The organism is Aeromonas fluvialis, from assembly GCF_000819885.1.
Taxonomy (GTDB): Bacteria; Pseudomonadota; Gammaproteobacteria; order Enterobacterales; family Aeromonadaceae; genus Aeromonas; species Aeromonas fluvialis.
On record NZ_CDBO01000071.1, the window covers coordinates 28,353 to 48,393 of the forward strand.

Consider the following 20,041-nt stretch of genomic DNA (forward strand, 5'->3'; position numbering starts at 1 on the left):
CCGCGAACGTTGCCTCTCCAATCATCCCATACCATTTGTCTACCGGCAGTTGGCTCGCCACTCTTCCCGCTCCCTTGCCAACAAGCGTTTGTACCACCCGTTGCGGCAACCATGCTGTGCATTGGAAGGGCACCACTGAGCTCCATCTGCGGTGATGAATAAAAAAACGGAACCCGAGGCTCCGTTTTTCAATTCAGTATCAATCCCTTACGCAGCGCCCTCGCGCTCTTCCCGCTCCCTTGCCAACAAGCGTTTGTACCACCCGTTGCGGCAACCATGCTGTGCATTGGAAGGGCACCACTGAGCTCCATCTGCGGTGATGAATAAAAAAACGGAGCCCGAGGCTCCGTTTTTCAATGCAGTATCAATCCCTTACGCAGCGCCCTCACGCTCTTCCCGCTCCCTTGCCAACAAGCGTTTGTACCACCCGTTGCGGCAACCATGCTGTGCATTGGAAGGGCACCACTGAGCTCCATCTGCGGTGATGAATAAAAAAACGGAACCCGAGGCTCCTTTTTTCAATGCAGTATCAATCCCTTACGCAGCGCCCTCGCGCTCTTCCCGCTCCCTTGCCAACAAGCGTTTGTACCACCCGTTGCGGCAACCATGCTGTGCATTGGAAGGGCATCACTGAGCTCCATCTGCGGTGATGAATAAAAAAACGGAACCTGAGGCTCCGTTTTTCAATGCAGTATCAATCCCTTACGGAACGCGCTTCGCGCTCTTCCCGCTCCCTTGCCAACAAGCGTTTGTACCACCAGCTACTGCGACGACGTTGTGCATTGGAAGAGCGACGAGCCATTTCTTAGGTTCCAGCCAAGAGAAGAAAGGAGCAGCATTATGCGACAGGGATCACGTCCATGTCTTTAGCTGGATCAAGAAAAGCCTCACTGACCCACGGAAATCGTCTTCTGATCTTTCGCCCCCCGGGTGGCAGGCAATACCGCCGCAGGCGAGCGCCAGGCCAGCGGGCCATTGCTCTCGAGGTCGTTCAGCGGGCCACACTCCAGCCAGATATCTCCCTGCAGAATGCGGGCTCCTTCGGAATACTTCTGACCCGCAAACCAGCAGACCCGCTCGGGCAATGAGCCCAGCGGCAACACCAGCTCGGGACTGGCAGAGTCGCCCACCACAGTGGTTTTGGACACGGCCTGGGCGGGCGCAAGCCAGAGGGAGGCCAGCAGGCAGAGCAGTAAATGTTTCATGGGAGGGATCCTGTTTCGATGCGGGGCACTCTCGAAGAATCGACCAGCCCCGGGGTTTACTTGACTGACAATCATACGGCCTGCTGGCATTGTGGTGCCAATATGATAGCCTGCCAGCGCCAGCGGGCAGTCTCTCGCTGCCACGCGCAAATCCCCGGTGAATTTGTCACGTCCTGACAAAATATAACCTTATTTATCAAATCGTTATTTGGATATTATCCCAATGCGTATCATGCCGTTGCTCAAGGCGGCCTGCCTGAGCCTGATGTTGTCCGCCTGCGTTGCCCCCTTGCTGATGATGAGCCCCACCAGCCAGCTGATGTGGGCCCTGCTCAAGCCGCTGGTCGGCTTTGACCCGAACGAGGTCAATCTGTTCGAACAACCCCTGATCAAGGATCGGATGACTGCCATTCTTGGTCCCAACTACGACAGCACCATGCAGCTGCTCAAGACGGCCAATGAATTGCAGCAGGAAGGCCCGCTGTTTTACGTGGTCTCCCGCTATGCACCCGTGCCGGACGTTGCCAAGCAGGCCGGCATGGTGTGGAACTCACAGACCAACCAGATGTCGGTATTGCTGCAAAAAGGGGATGGCACCACCCAGACCTTTGGCGAGAATCTGGCGAGCACCGCACCGACCTGGCCAACCGCCATGCAGGGCTGGCAACCCCCCTCCAGCCAGCTCATCCCGGTGACCGGCTCGCTGACCGACAGCGCCAGTCAAGTCATCAGCGGAGCCGCCACCAAGGCCACCGGACAGGCCACCCAAGCGGTGAATCAACGCGCGACCGACCTGACCCGTAGTGCAACCACCGCAGTTGCCACATCTGCCAAACAGGCTGTCAGCAGTGCCACAGCGACCGTGACGCAAGAGGCCACCCAGGCAGTTGCCGCACCCACCCAGCAGGCCGTCAGTGCCCCCTCCCATACGGCAGGAGGGAGGATCGCCGATGCCGCCAGAGCGACAGAAGCCGAGGCGCGCGCCAAGGCAGAGGCGGAGATGGAAGCCCTGCTAAAATAAACCGACAGGTCACCGCGAGGTGACCTGTGCGTTATCGGCGATCAGTGTATGGCCCAACTGGCGCAGGATGGCCTGCCGAGCTGCCCCATCGAGGGAGAAACGGATCTGGTGAACCTGCTGGTGGCGTGCGGCCTGGCGAATTCCAGGCGCATCGCCCGCGAGCTGCTGGCAGCGGGTGCCATCAGCCTCAATGGAGTGCTCAAGCAAGATGAGCAGCTGAGTGCCAATGAGTGGCTGTTTGGTCGCTACCTGCTACTGCGCCGGGGCAAAAAGCTGTATCACCTGGTGATCAGCACATGAAGGGGTGAGCAGGGGCCAACACTCGTGGCAGCCATAATCCCGGCTACGGGCTACGGATGGTGATAATTGGTTCTGCGCGGTTTTACCGTCGCCCCCCCAAGCCCTGGCTCTCTCAACCGAGCTGCAGACCCTGCTGTTCGTCGCCCTGGTCATCCTGATCGAATGCGTCAATCTGCTGATCTACGCCTACGGCTGGCAGCGGGCAAACCAACTGCTGCAAGGGCAGGGGCGCGGGGATCTGCTGGAGCGGGTCTCCTCCCTGCTGATGATGGGGGTCGCCGGCTACTGGCTGCTGACCTGATATGACAAGGCCCTCATGCGAGGGCCTTGAACCTTGATGTGGCTGCGCTTAGTGCGGCTTGTTGGCCCCCGGCAACGGCTGCCAGGTGAGGCGAGTCACCTGATTGCCCTGCACCTCGCACTTGAGGCTCAGCGCCTGCCACCCCTTATCCTGACGCAAAGAGACCTCCCCCTCGCACCCCTGCTCGCCAATCGTCAACTTCTCCTGCTCGAAGATCACCTTGTCGCCCTTGGCGAGTTCCATCAGTTTCCCGCTGCAAAGCCAGTGGGCGAGACCCGTCCCCTTCAGCTTGACGCCCCCCTTGGCCGCCTTCTGCTCGGCGGCGCCCGGCGCGAACAGCTGGCCCAGCTCGGCCGCCCGTTTGGTCAGCCAGGCTTCTCGCTGCTGCATGCTCATCTTGCTGACGAACTCGGCGGGCTGCCCCTTCTCGTCCAGCCACTGGGTCAGCTTGCCACTGTTGTCAAAGGCGAACTGGGCGGCGGGCTCTTTCACCCCGAACAGCTTGCCCCCCTTGAAGTAGTAGCGGCTCTCCCCTTCCTGCTTGCCCTGCTCGTTCATGATGGGTACGGCGATGATAACTGGCGCGCCGTCGATCCAGGCCTTGATATCGACGCCGTCGTGGCTGAAGAGACGGGTATCGAGGGCGCTCTCGGCCCCCTTCTCCATCAGGATAAACTGCTCGGCGAGGGAAGCCGCCATCGAAGGCAGGGAGCAGAGCCCCAGTCCCAAGCTGAAGCTAAGGGCGATCACGGTATTGCGCATAAGTGTCCTGTGATTGGCCAGTGGGCCAAGGTTAGCTTTCTATCAACCAGGCCCGCAGCCCCTCCCGGTGAGCTTCGCTCAGGAAGAGGGATTGTCGGGCCTGATAATCAAAGTGGATCAGGGTCGTTTCACCGGTGACAGCCAGTTCCCCCTCCTGCCAGGCCTCCTGCCAAATGGTGAAGGAGCTGCTGCCGATGCGGCGTACCCCGGTTTTGATCAATACCGGCTGGCCGTAGAACAGCTCCCGTTTGAACTGCACCGTATAGCCCGCAATGATCAGATGCCAGTTGTGCACATCCAGATCGGGCGAAAAGATCCGGAACAGGGGATCCCGCGCCGACTCGAACCAGACTGCCGGCACCGTATTGTTGATATGGCCCAGGGCATCTGTCTCCTGAAAGCGGGGTTGGATCTGCATTTCCAGCATGGCGGGTGACTCCTTGTCATGGGACCGCGCTCAGGCTAACGCGCCCCGCATCAGGACTCAAGCACCCCCGCCTTATCCCCGGCACCGACGGCCAGCTCCGGCCGCAGCCAGGCACTGCGAAAATCGAACCAGCCGAGCGCGGTCATGCGAACCCCGTGCACGCCGACCCGGCTCTCCAGCTCCAGCCAGTGATGAAACAGGGGCACAAACCAGCCCTGTTGCTGCACCCGGGCCAGCAGGGCGCGCGGGCCGGGCTCCTCACCGCAGGCACGCCACTGCGTCAGACCCTGCCACAGGGGTCGCTGGCTTGCCCACACTTTACGCAGCAGCGGCGTGCCCAGCAGCCAGGCGTAGGGGGCAAAGGGGCCGGCATGTTCGAGGTTGAGGGTGCCGAGCCAGAGATCCACGTCTTCATCTTCGCCGCTCACCCAGCGACCGTAGTCGAGGGTGCGCACCTCGAGCCGGATCCCCTGTTCGGCCAGCAGGCTGCTCATGGCGTTGGCACACTCGTTGAACTCCAGATGCTGGTTGAAACAGGCGAGCACCAAGGTCGTCGGCAACTGCGCCGGTGTGGGCAAGGGCACGGGCAGCGCTTCGCGCCAGTGGGGCAGCAGACCGAGGGCGCTGGTCCATCCCCGTTGCAGTTCGGGGGCGACCCGCCCCATCAGGGCTACCGGATTGAGCAGCTGACCCAGCCACTGCCGCAGGGCGGGATCCTGCAAGGACCCGGAACGATCGTCCTGCAGCAGGAAGTAGCATCCCGATTCCAGCTCCGACTCGCCGCGCATGGTGCCGAGCTCGGGGCTGTCGCGTCCCAGCTGCAGGTGGGTCTCCAGCCGCTCAGCAAGCTCCGGCAGCATCCAGATATCGATCTCGTCGAGCAGGGCGCGCAGGCCGAAGTAGTCGTCAAACGCCGCAAGGCAAAGATGCAGGGGATCGTTGGCGGCCACCCGGTAAGGGCCGGTGCCCACCGGTTGCAGGGCAAAGCCCGCCTCCCCCTTGAGCTCCCGCGGCAAAATGGTCGCCACCGGCTCAGCCAGCAGGTGGGGCAGCCAGGGATCCGGGCTGTCGAGATAGAGATCCAGCGTGCGCGGCCAGGGGCTCTCCAGCCGAGCCAGATGGGAAAACAGCGGGCGATCCCGCAGGGCCAGCAGACTCTCCATCACATCCTCCACCCCCAGCTCGCGGCCGTGGTGAAAGCGCACCGCCGGGCGCAGATAGAAGCGCCAGTGGCAAGGCCCCAGACACTCCCAGTGGTGAGCCAGATCCCCTTCGATTTCCCCATTTTCCTCATTTCGCCGGGTGAGACCGTTGAAGATCTGACGGCTCAGGTGGATTTCGGAGCGGCGCATCGGGCCGGTGGGCAGCAACTGTGGCAACGGCCGATAGTAGGGCACCCGCAGGATCTGGCGCCCCTCGCGGGTGGCCTGACCAAGCTGTTCGATCAACAGCGGAGTGAGCAGATCGAGGCGATCTTCGGCCAGCCGCACCGCCTGCGCCAGCTGGCCCTGACTGAGCAGATCCCGCAAGCGGCGCCGGGTCAGGCTCTCCTGACTGTCGAGCAGGGTGAGCCGGGAGCGCCGCCCCCGCCCCGCTTCCGCCGACCAGCTGAGCCAGCCCTGATCCTGCATCCGCCGCAGCAGCAGGCGGGCGTTGCGCGGGGTGCAGCAGAGCAGATCCGCCACCTCGGCGAGGCTGATCTCTCGCTCATCGCAGCCAAGCTGCTGGGCGAGTCGTTGAAATTGCAGGTAGAGGCGACCGGTCGGCATAAAAGAGGAAATCCTGTTGCTGTAAGTCATCAGTTTTTACTTCCGCATTTTAGCTCAATACTGCTGATGAACGTGAGAACCCCAGCAGAGGAGCACCATCATGAGCCACGCCAACCCACTCAAACCGAACCGGATCCAGCAGACCTTGCGCCGTTACTTCAAGCGGATCCTGCCGCGCCCGCTGCAACTTATCGAAGATCCCATGCAGCAGCTCAACCGCCTGATGCAGTGGGACATGAACCAGATCGACGACAAGGAGTATCGCCGCCGCCTCTGAGTGCGAGCCGTGCCAGCCACTCGGGACGCGCATCCCCTGCGGGCGACATTGCTTTGCCGGATCTTGCTGTTTACATCGGCCACGGGCCTGATAGATTGGACGTCTATCCATCTATAAATGCCATAAGCAACATCCAACAAGGAGTGTGTGATGAAAGATGCGACCCTGGCCCTGCACCATGGCTTTTCCAGCGACCCCACCACCAAGGCGGTCGCAGTGCCCATCTACCAGACGGTGGCCTACGAGTTCGAGAGCGCCCAGCACGGGGCGGATCTGTTCAATCTGGCGGTGCCGGGCAACATCTACACCCGCATCATGAACCCCACCAACGATGTGCTGGAGCAGCGGATGGCTGCGCTGGAAGGGGGGATCGCCGCGCTGGTGGTCTCGGCAGGTTCCGCCGCCATCACCTACGCCATTCAGGCGCTGACCGCCGCCGGTGACAACATAGTCTCCACGCCCCAGCTCTATGGCGGCACCTACACCTTGTTCGCCCACATGCTGCCGAGTTTCGGGGTCGAGGTGCGCTTCGCCAAGGATGACAGCGCCGAAGCCATCGCCGCCCTTATCGATGACAAGACCAAGGCGGTCTACTGCGAGAGCATCGGCAACCCGGCGGGCAACATCGTCGATCTGGCCGCGCTGGCCAAGGCCGCCCACGCCCGTGGTGTGCCGCTCATCGTCGACAACACGGTCGCCACGCCGGTGCTCTGCAAGCCCATCGAACACGGCGCCGACATCGTCGTACACAGCCTGACCAAATATGTCGGCGGCCACGGCAACTCGCTGGGCGGCGTGGTGGTCGACTCGGGCAAGTTCCCCTGGGCGGATCACGCCGAGCGCTTCCCCCAGCTGACCAAACCCGAGCCCTCCTACCACGGGGTGGTCTACACCGAGGCCTTTGGCCCGGCCGCCTTTATCGGGCGGGTACGCACCGTGCCGCTGCGCAATACCGGCGCGGCGCTGGCGCCGATGAACGCCTTCCTGCTGCTGCAAGGGCTGGAGACCCTGAGCCTGCGCATGGAGCGCCACGTGGATAACGCCCTGCGGGTTGCCAACCACCTCAAGCATCACCCCAAGGTGGCCTGGGTCAGCTACGCCGGTCTGCCGGGTCATCCCCACTATCTGCTGGCGGAGAAATACATGGCCGGCCGCCCCTCGGCCATCCTCTCGTTCGGTCTGAAGGATGGCTACGAGGCGGGCGTGCGCTTCTACGATGCGCTGAAGATCTTCAAGCGGCTGGTCAATATCGGCGATGCCAAGTCGCTGGCCTGCCACCCGGCCTCCACCACCCATCGCCAGCTGAGCGAGGAGGAGCAGGCCAAGGCTGGCGTGAAACCCGAGATGATCCGGCTGTCGGTGGGGATCGAGGCCATCGAGGACATTCTGGCGGATCTGGATCAGGCGCTGGAGGCCTGAGTCAGTCAACGAGCGAGCGGGCATCAGCCCGCTCTTTTTTAGCCATCGGTGAACCGCCCCCCCTCGCCCGCTCGTATATCCCATCCTGCCACCGAATCGAGGTCGTTATGATAGTCCTGCACCACCTGAACAAATCACGCTCTCAGCGCATCATCTGGTTGCTCGAAGAGCTGGGCCAGCCCTATGAGATCAAGGCGTATCAGCGCGATGCCGCCACCTTTCTGGCGCCGCCCGAGCTGAAAGCCATTCACCCCCTCGGCAAGTCGCCGGTCATCGAGTTCGACAGCCGAGTGCTGGCGGAATCGGGCGCCATCACCGAATACCTGATTGCCCGCTATGCCGCCGAGCGGCTGGCTCCGGCACCAGATAGCCCCGACTATCCCGAATACCTGCAGTGGCTCCACTTTGCCGAGAGTTCCGGCATCCTGCCGCTGCTGCTCGACATGTTCGTGCGCAAGGATGGCAGCCCGATGCGCTTCCTGCCGGACTACGCCAGGGCGGAGTGTGCCAAGGTGCTGGGCTACCTCAATGAGGTACTGGCAACTCGCCACTATCTGGTGGGGGATCGCCTCTCCGGCGCCGACATCATGAACTCCTTCCTGGTGGATCTGCTGGCACGAAGCGGTCAGCTGGCCCACTTCCCGCACCTGCAAGTCTACTGGGAACGCCTCAATACCCATCCGGCTCGCCAGAAGGCCATGGAGCTGGAGCGCGAGCTGGATCAGCGCCCCTGATCAGAACCGCTACCATGCAAAACGCCCCGACAATCGGGGCGTTTTTGCTATGCAGCGAGCGCGGTTTACTTGGTCGCTGGCACCTTGTCCCGGCGCGACTTCCACCACCAGCGCAGCCGGATTTGAGAGATAAGCATCCCTGCCAGCATCAGGGCGCAACCGGCGATGGCGCGCTCGTCCAGCGTCTCACCCAACAGCAACACGCCCCCCACGGCGGCAAAGACGGTCTCCAGACTGAGGATGATGGCGGCGTGGGCAGGATGGGCCCCTCGCTGCCCCACCACCTGCAGGGTATAACCGACCCCGACCGACACCAGCCCGGCATAGAGCAGCGCCTGCCAACCGGCCACGGCGCCGCTAACAGTCGGAGTTTCAATAACAAAAGCAGTAGCTAGGCTGAGCAGGCCGCAGACCACAAACTGCACCCCGGCCAGCTTGATGGGGGCAACCCGGTTGGAATAGTGATCCACCAGCAGCAGATGGATGGCCCAGAACAGCGCCCCGATCACCTGCAACAGGTCGCCAAAGCCGATGGTGAACTCGTCGGTGACGCTCAGCACATAGAGCCCGCTCAGGGCGATAATGGCGCCAATCCAGGTATTGAGGCCACTCTTGTGGCGCAGCAGCAGCCCCAGTACCGGCACCAGAATGATATAGAGCCCGGTGATGAAACCGGCCTTGGCGGCAGTGGTATAGAGCAGCCCCACCTGCTGCAGGGAGGCGGCACAGAACAGCACCAGCCCGGCCAGCACACCACCGATCAGCAGTTGGCGATGGTCGCCCGCGGCGGCAACAGGTTGTCGGGATTTGAGCCACCAGAGCAGCGGCAGCAGGGAGAGGGCGCCGAGCAGAAAGCGCAGGCCATTGAAGGTATAGGGCCCCATATGATCCATCCCGAGGCGCTGGGCGACAAAGCCCATACCCCAGATGGTGGCAGCCATCAGCAACATCAGATTGGAGCGCATGGCGATTCTTCCTTAAATCGGCGCGTAACGGGTTATTCGATCCAAGATACCCGTCTCGCTACCCTCTTGTCTTTAGAGCGACAGCTGTTTTGTCAGCGCGGCGAGCAGAGCGACCAGCAACAGATTGCCCCGCAGGATCCAGACTACCCGGAAGTGCTGCTGGATGGAGATCATCGGCGCCTTGCCCAGACGCAGGGCACGACGCCAGCGATAGAAGAGGCGGCTGGGATAAACGAGGGAGCCGACAATCAGCAGAAACAGCACCATCTTGAGGCCGTGGGCAGGATGAGCAAAGAGCTGCGCCACCGAGCTGGCATGTTCGAGGGCCAGCAGACATCCGGTCGCAAAGATGGAGAAGAGCGCCAGCGCCGCCACCCCATCTGCCAGCATCAGCCACAACGCCGTCAGCAAAAAACAAAAGAGAGAGGCACCTGCCTCTCTCTTTGTTTTTCGTGCGTCTTGCCGCACGTTAAGCCAGTGTGGCGCGCGACTCAGCGCTGCCACTCCCACACCGGCCAGCCCAGCTCCGAGGCGCACTGGCGCAGTGCGGGGGCCGGATTGACAGCATGAGGATGGCTCACCATACGCAGCAGGGGGAGATCATTGTGGGAGTCGCTGTAACCATAGCTCCCCTGCCAGAGGTGCTCCCTGCCGGCAAAGAGCTGGTTGACGCGAGCCACCTTGCCTTCGCGAAAACTGAGGGTGCCGCAGGTCTGGCCGGTCAGCATCCCCTCCTCCTCGTCGAGCAGGATGGCGACGCAGTGATCCATCCCCAGCATCTTCGCCATGGGGACCACCAGATGCTCGCCGGAGGCGGAGATAAGCACCAGATCGTCGCCCCGCTCCTGATGCCATTCGATACGCGCCAACCCCTCGGGGTAGAGGCGATCTCGCAGCACCTGCTCGGCAAAGCGGGTAGAGAGCGAGTCGAGCCACTGGCGCGACTTGCCCGCCAGCGGTTGCAGGGTGAAGGCCATGTACTGGTGCATGTCCATCTTGCCCTGATGGTAGAGGGACATCATGGCCTGCTCCTCGGCGATCATGCTGGCCGGAGCCAGCTCCTCGGCCACCATGTACTCCAGCCAGAGGCTGGCGGAATCCCCGGCAATCAGGGTCTCGTCCAGATCAAACAGTGCCAGTGCCATGAGGGCTCCTTGCGGTAACAACGAAAATGAAACGAGGCGTCATGCTACCTCACAGAGTTGATCCCGGGCCACCGCCAGGGTCACGGCACTGCCGGTGGCCAGCAGATCGCCAGCCGAGCGGTTGAGGCAATCCACCGTCAACAGCCCTGCCTCGCACTCCACCTGATAGCGGATCACGTTGCCGAGCAGCTGTTGCTGGCGAATGATGCCGGGCAGGCTGGGCTCGCTGCTGGTCGCCCCGGCGGGCAGCAGGGTGATGGACTCCGGCCGCAGTGCCAACTTGCCCTGAAAACGGGGGCCAAACAGCGACTTGCCCTGCTCGGCGCCAAGCAGGTTGTAGTTGCCGATAAAGCTCGCCACAAACTCGCTGGCGGGACGGGTATAGATCTGCTCCGGCGTGCCGCTCTGGACGATGGATCCCTTGTTCATCAGGAAGATCCTGTCCGACAGGGTGAGCGCCTCCTCCTGATCGTGGGTCACGAAGATGGTGGTGAGCTCAAGGCGCTGCTGGATCTCGCGGATCTGCTGGCGCAGGCTGCGGCGGATGCGGGCATCCAGCGCCGAGAGCGGCTCGTCCAGCAGCAGGATCCGGGGTTGCACCACCAGGGCGCGGGCCAAGGCCACCCGCTGGCGCTGGCCACCGGAGAGCTCGGCCGGATAACGGCGCTCGAAACCGGTCAGCTCCACCAGTTCCAGCGCCTCCTGCACGCTGGCCGCCAGCTCCCGTCCCGGCTGGGGCTTCATCTTGAGGCCGAAGGCGACGTTGTCCCACACCGTCATATTGGGGAACAGCGCATAGCTCTGGAACACCATGCCGATGCCCCGCTTCTGGGGCGCCTGCCAGGTAATGTCTTCACCGGCCACCCGCACCTGACCGCCATCCACCGGGGTGAGCCCGGCCAGCGCCCGCAGCAGAGTGGATTTGCCGCAACCGGAAGGGCCGAGCAGGGTCACCAGCTCCCCCTTGCGAATGCCGAATTCGATCCCCTCGAACACCTTGGTCTCGCCGTAGGATTTGTGCAACTGATTGACTTCTAAATGAAACATCTTGGATCACCGATGAAATCTGTTGGCCGCCCAGGTGAGCAGCAGGGTCAGCAGGAAGTAGCTCATCACCAGCGCACTGGTGAAGTGGCCCGAAGTGGCGCGCATGTTGTAGAGGTAGACCTGCAGGGTCTCGTAACGGGTGCCCACCAGCATGTTGGCAAACACGAACTCGCCGAGCAGGAAGGAGAGCGAGAGAAACAGCGCGGCCAGCAATCCCTTGCGCAGGCAGGGGATCACCACCAGCAGGAAGGCGCGGGCGCTGCTCGCCCCCAGCAGGTGGGCGGCATCCATCAAATCCTTGAGCGGCACCCCTTGCAGGCTGTTGGCCAGTGCCCGGTACATAAAGGGGAGCACCACGGTGAACCAGGTGCCGATCAGGATCCACGGCGTACCGATAATGGGCAGGACGCCGTCAGCGTAGATCTGCAGCAACCCCACCGACGAGACCACAGGTGGCACCGCGAAGGGGAGCAGGATCAGCAGGTTCATCCAGGGATCCAGCTTTGGGAAGTAGTAGGCCACCACCAATACCGTGGGCACCAACACCAGCACGCTCAGCAGCAAAGTAGCGAAGCAGACCAGCAGGCTGCGACCAAACGCCGCCAGAAAGCGCGGATCGCCCCACAGCTTGAGATACCAGTCGAGGGTGAAGCCGTCCGGCAGCAGGGTCGCCCCCCAGCGGGTGGAGATGGAGTAGAGAAACGTGGCCAGCAGCGGCAACAGCAGGGTGGCGACCAGCGCCCCCAGCACCCAGCGCGGCCAACTCGGTTGCAAATCACGCATGGGACTGACCCTTGTTCACATAGCTCTTTTTCAGCAGCCACTGGTTGGCGGCTGTCACCACCCCCAGCAGCACCATCAGGATCACCGCCAGCGCCGCCGCCATATTAGGCTCGAGGAAGATGTCGCCGGCGACCAGACTGGCCACCCGGATGGTCACCAGATTGAAGTTGCCGGTGGTGAGGGCGTAGGCGGAGGCATAGGCCCCCACTGCGTTGGCAAACAGGATGATCAGGGTGCCGAGCAGCGCAGGCGTCAGCACCGGTAGCGCCACGTGCCACACATACTGACCCTTGCTCGCCCCCAGCAGCGCGGCGGCCTGCGGCCACTCATCCTGCAGCGCATCGAACGCCGGGTAGAGCAGCAGCAGGGCGAGCGGGATCTGGAAGTAGGTGTAGATGAGGATAAGGCCCGACCCCGAGTAGAGGTTGAAGCCGTCGATCAGCCCCCAGGATTTCAGCAGCAGGGTCACCGCACCATTGATGCCGAGAATGATGATAAAGGCGAACGCCAGCGGCACGCCGCTGAAGTTGCCGGTCATGGTGACAAAAGCCAACAGCAGCCGCTTGACCCGCTCGCCACTGTGGCGCAGCGCCGCGGCCCCGAGGGTGCCGATGGCAAGGCCTGCCAGACTGGCGATACCGGCGATGCGCAATGAGTTGCCGAACGATTGCAGGTAGAAGGGGGAGCTCAAAATCTCCCGATAGTAGTCGAGACCCCAGCCATCGGGGGTCTGAAAGCTGCCCACCAGCACCCACACCATGGGGGCGAGCTGGAACAGGATCATCAACAGGATAAACGGCAGCAGCACCAGCGCGGGCAGCCAGTGACGGCGCGTCTGGCTCTGGGTTGCCACGGGTTGATCCGCAAGGATCTCGGTGGTTGCAGGCATCATCAATGCACCTCGCGCATAAAGGCAGCCTTGAGCAGCGGGGGCGCCACCGGCTTGTCGTGGGCAATGCCCAGCAGATCCGCCATCAGGGCGCAGAGCTGGGTCTGGGCAATCGCCACCCCATCCGGCCAGCGCTCGATAAAGGCATCGCCAAACAGCCAGAGTGGCACGGTGCGCTCTTCCGGCAGGGTGCCGCCGTGGCTCAGGTCGTTGTTCATGCCGTGATCCGAGGTGATCACCACCTGATACCCCTCCGCCAGCCACTGGGGCAGCAGATCGGCCAGCAGGCTGTCCATGCGGCGCGCCTGATTGCGGTACTGGCGTGAATCGAGGCCAAACTTGTGGCCCGCATCGTCCACTCCCATGGGGTGGATCAGCAGAAAATCGGGGTCATGTTGGATTCTGAGCCACTCCCCATCCATCAGCAGATGGCTGTCGGGATAGTTGTCATCCCAGTAGAAGCAGCCGTGCTGGATGGGCAACTGATCGTCGTGAGTAAAGCGATCACGGGCCGCCAGCCAGGGGCTGCGGTTATAGAGTTCGCTCACCCAGAAGTAGGCCGCCGCTGCGGTGCGTTTACCCGCGGCGCGGGCCAGATGGAAGATGGAGTCATGCAGACTGAGGCGACTCACCCCGTTGTGGGTGATACCGCTCGCCACCGGCGGCACGCCGGTCAGGATGCACTCGTAGAGAGGCCGGGAGAGAGACGGCAGGGCAGCATTCAGGGTCGTATGCAGGCCCCGCCCCGCCTCTACCATGCCACCGAGGTAGCCCATGGTGTGGGCTACCTCGGCTGCCAGACCATCCACAAGTACCACTATCACCTTGTGTTGCACTGGATTCCCTTACTGCATATTGATCATGACGGTTTCTTGCCACTGGCGCGGCAGGGCTTTGGAGCTCTGCTCCCAGGCGGCGTGATCCTGCACCGGCTTGGCATTGGCGTACTGCTCGGCGGGCAGCAGCTTGGCCTTCACGTCATCCGGCAGCGCAACGTTGCTGCGGATCGGGCGAGCGTAGCCACGGGCCAGGTTGATTTGACCGGCATCGGAGAGGATGTATTCACGGGCCAGTTTGGCGGCGTTGGGGTTCTTGGCCCACTTGTTGATGATGGTGGTGTAACCGGCGATGACGGAGCCGTCGCTCGGGATCACCACATCAAACTTCTTGGGGTCGATCTGGTCGCGGTAGTTGAGGGCGTTGAAGTCCCACAGTACCCCCACTTCCACCTCGCCCTTCTCGATATTGGCGATGGTCGGGTCGTTCAGGGAGAGACGACCCTGCTTGGCCAGCTGGCCGAACAGCTCCAGCGCGGGCTTGAGGTTCTGCTCGCTGCCGCCGGTGGCATAGGCCGCCGCCAGCACGCCGTTGTTGGCCTGAGAAGCAACCCCCACGTCCCCCAGGGTCACCTTGTAGTCGCCACCCAGCAGGGATTGCCAGCTGGTGGGCGCTGCCTTGACCAGATCCTTGTTGATCAGGAAGGCGATGGTGCCGGTATAGGCCAGCATCCAGTGACCGTCAGCATCCTTGGCCCAGTTGGGAATATCGGCCCAGGTGGAGGGTTTGTAGGGCTGGGTGACCCCCTGCTTGACCGCCACCGGACCGAAGGCACCGCCCACGTCGCCGATATCGGCGGTGGCGTTGGCCTTCTCGGCGGCGAACTTGGCGATCTCCTGCGCCGAGCTCATGTCGGTATCCTGATGCTTGATGCCGTAGATGCTGCCGAGCTGCTGCCAGGTATCCTTCCAGTTGGCCCAGCTGTCCGGCATGCCGACACTGCTGAGTTGCCCCTCACCACGGGCAGCCTTTTCGAGCTCCGCGATATTTTCGGCGGCATAGCTATTTGTGGCAAACAACGGTTGGCTGATGGCCACCAGGGCCAATGCACTTGCGATCACGCTTTTCATCATCCCATCCCTCTGGACTAGGTCAGTTAAGGTTCGAGAGGGATGCTAGAGGGGGAATATGACGGTGGCGGGGCGCTTTAATGGCAGTTTGATGACAATCACCCTGTCACGCCGCTGTCATCCGGTGCAGTTACAACTCTGAACCCGAGTGAGGCTGGACTATTCCAGTAAGGGATTGGCCAGCCACCCGCCTTCTGAATAAGCAACAGGGACAAGAGTGTGACCGAGCCGAGATTGAGCGAACGGGTAGCGGCAGATGGCCGCGCCTCCAAGTGTGAACAGATTTGTCAGACCCTGCGCCGCTATATCGGCAGCGGCCAATTGGGGGCCGGGCAGCAACTGCCCGCCGAACGGGCCCTGAGCGAGCGCTTCGCCACTACCCGCATCACCATCAAGGAAGCGCTCTCCAGCCTCGAAGCGGACGGCCTCATCTACCGGGCCGAGCGGCGCGGCTGGTTCGTGGCGCCACCCCGCCTCACCTACGATCCCGCCATCCACACCCACTTTCATCAGTGGATCGGCGAGCAGCAGCGCACCGCCGAGACCCGGGTGCTGGCCCATGGCAACCAGCTTGCCAGCAGTGAGCTCTGCCGCTGGATGGGACTGGAACCCTTCACCCCACTTTATGAAATCCGCCGCCAGCGACTGATCGATGGCCGCCCGGTGCTCCACGTCAGCCACCACCTGCTGGCCAGCCGCTTTCCCGATATCGCCAGCGCACCGCTGGCCAGCTCCCTCACCGAGCTCTATCAGCAGCGCTATGGCATAGGCCAGGGTGGGGCGAGTCTCGAGATCACCCCCTCGGCGGCGCGGGGTGCCATCGCCCGCGCCCTCAATCTGGCGGAAGGGAGCGCCGTGCTGCGGCTGGTGCGGGTCAATTACGACGAGCGGGGGGCGCTGGTGGATTGCGATATCGAACACTGGCGACCGGATGCCATCCGCATTTGTCTGGATACGCGAGCATTGCAGCCGCTCGCAGGCAAGCTGCAACAAACCCGGGTCGTCGATTAGGGAAAATATCCAGAGCACTGTCGAGCACTGTGGCGATCCGCATCTGTCTCGATACCCGAGCACTGCAACCAACGGCAGGCAGACTGCAACAAACCCGGCTCGCCGATTAGGCGCCAGCCAACAGAGCGGATCCCGCAGGATCCGCCGGGATCAGTTGTCGATATTGGGGATCATGTCGTCGAAGCTCTGGTAGCCGCAGTCGGCCAGTTGCAACGACATGGTGTAGGTCTTGGCATGCTCCTGCTGACCGATGGCGGGGCGGTTAAGCTTGATCTCCTGATGCCAATACTCCTTCATCCGCTCGATCAACGCCATCGCCTCGCTCTCGTTGAGGTGCAGCTGGCAGAGGGCCATATAGTTGTTCGACTTGTGCATGTTCTCCACCAGATACTCCCCCAGCACCGACATGGCTTGGCGCGCCTGCTGGCGGGCGAAGCGGCTGTGCTGCTCGAAGCTGATCCGCTCGCTGATCAGGAAGTGGTAACTGTTGTCGATGCCAAGCTGCAAGATGCCGAGCTTCTCCAGCTTGCGCAGATAGAGGTAGCAGGAGGCGTCGGTCAGGCCGTACTCCCGCTTCAGATCGATCAGCGTCTTGTCGCGCCAGAAGATATTGGCGAGAAAGGCGTAGAGGCCGGGTTCGTTGTGAAACGCCTCGTCCTGCTCCTGGGTAAAGACGGCGCGGCGGCTCTGGGCGTCCTGGGTTTTATCCAGCAGCTCCTCGAACGAAAGGCCCACCAGATGGCAGATCTCCAGCAGGGTATCGAACGGCAGGGAGGGCTTGTTCATCATCCGCTTCACGGTCGCGATGGAGACACCCATCGCCTCTGCCAGGGTCTGATAGCGGATCCCCTTGTCGGTCAGAGTCTTCTTCAGGGTGTCGAGAATGTTGTTGGCCAGGGTCTGGCTGTAGGTCATGCCACTCTTCCTTGTTATCGCACTTTGATTGCATGGTTATGCCGAGTCAGCTTCTGACCTGTTTTCAGGTTCAAGGCTCAGATATTGACACCAAAAAAACAGCCTGGAGAAAAAATTGCGGTAAATTAGCGCAAGGACAGACCAGTATGGCGACAAGGTCGCAGAATGTGACACCAGACAGCGCACATCCTTCAACTCGCAAACATTTTGCTAGTGCTGCATAGCACATCGCGCATAATCGAAAGCATCGAATTCAAGACCCTTCCTGGTTGAGAAATCGATTGTTTGCTTCCAAATTTTTATCTTTTAAACCGCAAGGTTTTTTCTCTTTCCTGGCATTGGGCGGCGCTAACAGCACCGCCCTTTTCTTTTACCTCAATCCAATACCTCTGCGCCATACCACCAACGGCAACCATCCAGACCAAAGCGCACTCATGCACCAGACTGGGGCGCCCTATTGGGACAGCCATGTCCAACTTGGACCAGTCAGTCTGTCAAAAGAGAGCAGAAAAACATAACTAACTGAAATGTAATAACAAAAAAAACTGGCTTGATACTTGCCAATACCTTGTTGAACGACCATGGATTGGGGAATAAACATGAAACTGATCACTGCCATTATCAAACCATTCAAACTCGATGAAATTCGCGAAGCCATCGCCCAGCTCGGGGTCGAAGGGCTGACCGTCTCCGAGGTCAAGGGCTTCGGTCGCCAGAAGGGGCATACCGAACTCTATCGCGGTGCCGAGTACCAAGTGGATTTCCTGCCCAAGATAAAGCTGGAGATCGCCACCCTGAGCGAGAATGTCGAGCAGATCATCGAAGCCATCTGCAAAGCCGCCTACACCGGCAAGATCGGTGACGGCAAGATATTCGTCTATGACCTGCAGGCTGCCGTGCGGATCCGCACCGGCGAGACCGACGCAGAAGCCCTTTGATACAACAAAAATCGAGGAACACAACATGGAAGAGTTGCTCACATCTGTCTCAGAGCTGCGTTATGCGCTCGACACCTTTTACCTGCTGATATCCGGCGTGTTAGTCATGTGGATGGCCGCCGGGTTCGCCATGCTGGAGGCGGGCCTGGTTCGTGCCAAGAACACCACCGAGATCCTGACCAAGAACATCCTGCTCTATGCCATCGCCTGCATTATGTTCCTGCTGGTCGGCTACAACATCATGTACGTCAACAACGATGCGGGGGGCTGGCTGCCCAGCTTCGGGGCACTGATCGGGAGCCAGGCCGATGACGCGGGCCACTCGCTGCACTCCGACTTCTTCTTTCAGGTGGTGTTTGTCGCCACCGCCACTTCTATCGTATCGGGCGCCGTGGCCGAACGGATGAAACTCTGGTCCTTCCTGCTGTTCTGCGTGGTCATGACTGGCGTCATCTATCCGGTTGAAGGCTACTGGACCTGGGGTGGTGGCTTCCTCAAAGAGGTTGGTTTCTCCGACTTCGCGGGCTCTGGCATCGTGCACATGGCGGGGGCCGCCGCAGCCTTGGCGGCAGTGCTGCTGCTCGGCGCTCGCCGCGGTAAATATGGCAAAAATGGCGAGATCTACCCGATCCCGGGCTCCAACCTGCCACTGGCCACTCTGGGTACCCTGATCCTCTGGATGGGTTGGTTCGGCTTCAATGGCGGCTCCCAGCTGGTGCTCTCCACCGTTGCTGACGCCACCGCCATCAGCACCGTGTTCGTTAACACTAACGCCGCAGCCGCGGCAGGTGTGGTGGGTGCCCTGCTGGTCACCAAACTGACCTGGGGCAAGGCTGACCTCACCATGGTCCTGAACGGAGCCTTGGGTGGCCTGGTCGCTATTACCGCCGACCCGGCCTCCCCCAGCCCGCTGTTCGCCTCGCTGATCGGGGTGCTGGCAGGTGCGCTGGTGGTTTACGCTATCGTCACCCTCGACAAGCTGAAAATAGACGACCCGGTGGGCGCTATTTCGGTGCATGGGGTATGCGGACTGTTCGGCCTGATGGTCGTGCCCCTCTCCAACGAGAGCGCCACCTTTGCAGCCCAGCTGCTGGGCGCAGCCGTCATCTTCGGTTGGGTCTTCGGTGCCTCCCTTGTCGTCTGGAGTGTGCTCAAGGCGACCCTGGGGCTGCGTGTCAGCGAAGAGGAAGAGATGATGGGCGTAGATATGCACGAGTGCGGCGTCGACGCTTACCCCGAGTTCATTACCGTTAAATCCAGCCTCTGATCGACTGAATGGCGAAATTCGCCTTTAGCAGGGCCGCAGGGAAACCTCCGGCCCTGCGTTTTTTTGCAGTAGACGAGGCCCAACAAACAAGATGGTTACGTTGATGAAAAACAGTCAGCCATGTAGCGTCCATAAACCAAGCGTAACGGGTTGGTATCCGTCATTCCGCACCTAATTTTTGCATTTTAAATGGTGATGAATTTCACACAGCCAGGATTGAATTGAGAAAACCAGTGACTTCACTCATGTTGCCACGTAACAATGTTCTGTTGGGTAGCAGTTCACATCATTTCACGGGGGGCGAAAGAATGAATCTGAGCATTTTAGTTTTTATTCCAACCTCAACTGCCAACACCTCAATGTTGCAACTTGCTGTGAACGTGTAGGCATCATCGCCGAAAAAAAATCCCCAATCAGGTGCGGAATGTCGGTTTTATAGTCTATAGAGTTAAGCCCAACCTCAATATCCTCTGACATATTTGACAAAATTTCATCAAACCGATCATATTGTGACATCTGCAATAATTCACAAGCATGCTTAAATGCTAGAAAATCTGCATTTGTCCACGTGCCATTTCCAGCTTGATTATATTTCGACTGCACTATAACGATTTTCTTTTCTGCATGGTTGACACAAATAGCATCAATGCCGCCATCCTGACTGCTATCGCAAACACATTGACCAGCAAGGACGTCATCCACATCGGCCAAATATGATATTGAAAATGCAGCCAATGCGCGACTTGCCATTTTAACTTCATAGTCAGACTGGGTTGGCGCACACTCTCTTTTATGTATGTAATCTTGGAATCGTGCAGTTAAAGTTCGTCCTAATCGTTGAGCAACAAGCCTAGCTGTAGGTGCTGCTGGCGTTATATTATCCTGTTCAGACAACTCACTAACATATGCCATTGATAAAGATCCTTATTGCCTATTTGAATTCGTCACACCACAAATAA

At 60.8% G+C, this 20,041-nt stretch carries 19 protein-coding genes and 3 pseudogenes; 8 read left to right on the plus strand and 14 right to left on the minus strand.

The genetic code is table 11. The annotated features are described in order from the left end of the window. Nucleotides 1-887: 887 nt before the first annotated feature. Nucleotides 888-1,205 carry a DUF1496 domain-containing protein gene (locus BN1125_RS15985; protein ID WP_042013446.1) on the minus strand — a complete coding sequence of 106 codons (318 nt, stop codon included), beginning with the start codon at nt 1,203-1,205 and terminating at the stop codon, nt 888-890. Between the two features lie 223 nt (nt 1,206-1,428). On the opposite strand from BN1125_RS15985, the pseudogene BN1125_RS15990 reads away from it, so the two are divergent. Both BN1125_RS15990 and BN1125_RS19785 read left to right on the plus strand, forming a co-directional pair. After that, a pseudogene (locus tag BN1125_RS15990) lies at nt 1,429-2,214 on the plus strand (hypothetical protein); the annotation flags it as partial. Nucleotides 2,215-2,271: 57 nt separating this feature from the next. Beyond that, a pseudogene (locus BN1125_RS19785) lies at nt 2,272-2,526 on the plus strand (S4 domain-containing protein); the annotation flags it as partial. A 349-nt stretch (nt 2,527-2,875) separates the two neighbouring features. On the opposite strand, the gene BN1125_RS16000 reads toward BN1125_RS19785, so the two are convergent. Genes BN1125_RS16000 through sgrR form a run of 3 tightly spaced genes read right to left on the minus strand, consistent with a single transcriptional unit; the run spans nt 2,876 to nt 5,785 of the window. Further along, complete coding sequence (locus BN1125_RS16000; protein WP_042013452.1) at nt 2,876-3,589, minus strand: hypothetical protein; 714 nt, start codon at nt 3,587-3,589, stop codon at nt 2,876-2,878. A 31-nt stretch (nt 3,590-3,620) separates the two neighbouring features. Further along, the gene (locus BN1125_RS16005) at nt 3,621-4,016 is read right to left on the minus strand and encodes an acyl-CoA thioesterase (protein WP_042013453.1); all 396 of its coding nucleotides are present in this window, start codon (nt 4,014-4,016) and stop codon (nt 3,621-3,623) included. Between the two features lie 50 nt (nt 4,017-4,066). Next, a complete protein-coding gene (gene sgrR / locus BN1125_RS16010) occupies nt 4,067-5,785 on the minus strand; it encodes an HTH-type transcriptional regulator SgrR (protein ID WP_042013455.1) in 1,719 nt (572 codons plus the stop codon). Nucleotides 5,786-5,885: 100 nt separating this feature from the next. On the opposite strand from sgrR, the gene BN1125_RS19175 reads away from it, so the two are divergent. The 3 genes from BN1125_RS19175 to BN1125_RS16020 all read left to right on the plus strand — a co-directional run bounded on the left by BN1125_RS19175 (nt 5,886) and on the right by BN1125_RS16020 (nt 8,215). Further along, nucleotides 5,886-6,062 (plus strand): hypothetical protein, encoded by a 177-nt coding sequence (locus BN1125_RS19175; protein ID WP_156993449.1) that lies wholly within the window; start codon nt 5,886-5,888, stop codon nt 6,060-6,062. A gap of 150 nt (nt 6,063-6,212) precedes the next feature. Beyond that, nucleotides 6,213-7,481, plus strand: a complete 1,269-nt coding sequence (locus BN1125_RS16015) for an O-acetylhomoserine aminocarboxypropyltransferase/cysteine synthase family protein (protein ID WP_042013457.1) — start codon at nt 6,213-6,215, stop codon at nt 7,479-7,481. Nucleotides 7,482-7,588: 107 nt separating this feature from the next. After that, entirely contained in the window at nt 7,589-8,215 is a 627-nt protein-coding gene (locus BN1125_RS16020) for a glutathione S-transferase family protein (RefSeq protein WP_042013459.1), read from the plus strand. A 65-nt stretch (nt 8,216-8,280) separates the two neighbouring features. Here the strand turns inward: BN1125_RS16020 and BN1125_RS16025 are convergent, their stop codons facing one another. The 8 genes and pseudogenes from BN1125_RS16025 to BN1125_RS16060 form a co-directional block, all read right to left on the minus strand. Continuing rightward, a complete protein-coding gene (locus tag BN1125_RS16025) occupies nt 8,281-9,180 on the minus strand; it encodes a DMT family transporter (protein WP_042013460.1) in 900 nt (299 codons plus the stop codon). Between the two features lie 72 nt (nt 9,181-9,252). Then, nucleotides 9,253-9,573: pseudogene (locus tag BN1125_RS16030) on the minus strand (DUF2214 family protein); the annotation flags it as partial. A gap of 98 nt (nt 9,574-9,671) precedes the next feature. Next, entirely contained in the window at nt 9,672-10,325 is a 654-nt protein-coding gene (locus tag BN1125_RS16035) for an HAD family hydrolase (protein ID WP_042013462.1), read from the minus strand. Nucleotides 10,326-10,364: 39 nt separating this feature from the next. Next, entirely contained in the window at nt 10,365-11,372 is a 1,008-nt protein-coding gene (locus BN1125_RS16040; protein WP_042013464.1) for an ABC transporter ATP-binding protein, read from the minus strand. Between the two features lie 6 nt (nt 11,373-11,378). Then, nucleotides 11,379-12,155 carry an ABC transporter permease gene (locus BN1125_RS16045; RefSeq protein WP_042013465.1) on the minus strand — a complete coding sequence of 259 codons (777 nt, stop codon included), beginning with the start codon at nt 12,153-12,155 and terminating at the stop codon, nt 11,379-11,381. Next, nucleotides 12,148-13,047: an ABC transporter permease gene (locus BN1125_RS16050; protein ID WP_042013466.1), complete on the minus strand. Its 900-nt coding sequence runs from the start codon at nt 13,045-13,047 to the stop codon at nt 12,148-12,150. Before BN1125_RS16050 ends, BN1125_RS16045 begins: the two co-directional genes overlap by 8 nt. Then, nucleotides 13,047-13,880 carry an alkaline phosphatase family protein gene (locus BN1125_RS16055; protein WP_042013467.1) on the minus strand — a complete coding sequence of 278 codons (834 nt, stop codon included), beginning with the start codon at nt 13,878-13,880 and terminating at the stop codon, nt 13,047-13,049. Before BN1125_RS16055 ends, BN1125_RS16050 begins: the two co-directional genes overlap by 1 nt. A 9-nt stretch (nt 13,881-13,889) precedes the next feature. Continuing rightward, a complete protein-coding gene (locus tag BN1125_RS16060) occupies nt 13,890-14,951 on the minus strand; it encodes an ABC transporter substrate-binding protein (protein WP_042013468.1) in 1,062 nt (353 codons plus the stop codon). Between the two features lie 219 nt (nt 14,952-15,170). On the opposite strand from BN1125_RS16060, the gene BN1125_RS16065 reads away from it, so the two are divergent. Then, the gene (locus tag BN1125_RS16065; protein WP_425283651.1) at nt 15,171-15,962 is read left to right on the plus strand and encodes a UTRA domain-containing protein; all 792 of its coding nucleotides are present in this window, start codon (nt 15,171-15,173) and stop codon (nt 15,960-15,962) included. A gap of 150 nt (nt 15,963-16,112) precedes the next feature. Here BN1125_RS16065 and BN1125_RS16070 read toward each other — a convergent pair whose 3' ends face one another. Further along, nucleotides 16,113-16,877: a helix-turn-helix domain-containing protein gene (locus tag BN1125_RS16070; RefSeq protein ID WP_042013471.1), complete on the minus strand. Its 765-nt coding sequence runs from the start codon at nt 16,875-16,877 to the stop codon at nt 16,113-16,115. A 599-nt stretch (nt 16,878-17,476) separates the two neighbouring features. On the opposite strand from BN1125_RS16070, the gene BN1125_RS16075 reads away from it, so the two are divergent. Both BN1125_RS16075 and BN1125_RS16080 read left to right on the plus strand, forming a co-directional pair. Beyond that, complete coding sequence (locus tag BN1125_RS16075; RefSeq protein WP_042013472.1) at nt 17,477-17,815, plus strand: P-II family nitrogen regulator; 339 nt, start codon at nt 17,477-17,479, stop codon at nt 17,813-17,815. A gap of 25 nt (nt 17,816-17,840) precedes the next feature. Then, on the plus strand, nt 17,841-19,082 hold the full coding sequence (locus tag BN1125_RS16080; RefSeq protein WP_042013473.1) for an ammonium transporter: 1,242 nt from the start codon (nt 17,841-17,843) through the stop codon (nt 19,080-19,082). Between the two features lie 330 nt (nt 19,083-19,412). On the opposite strand, the gene BN1125_RS16085 is transcribed toward BN1125_RS16080, so the two are convergent. Then, entirely contained in the window at nt 19,413-19,994 is a 582-nt protein-coding gene (locus BN1125_RS16085) for a hypothetical protein (RefSeq protein ID WP_156993455.1), read from the minus strand. Nucleotides 19,995-20,041 lie beyond the last annotated feature (47 nt).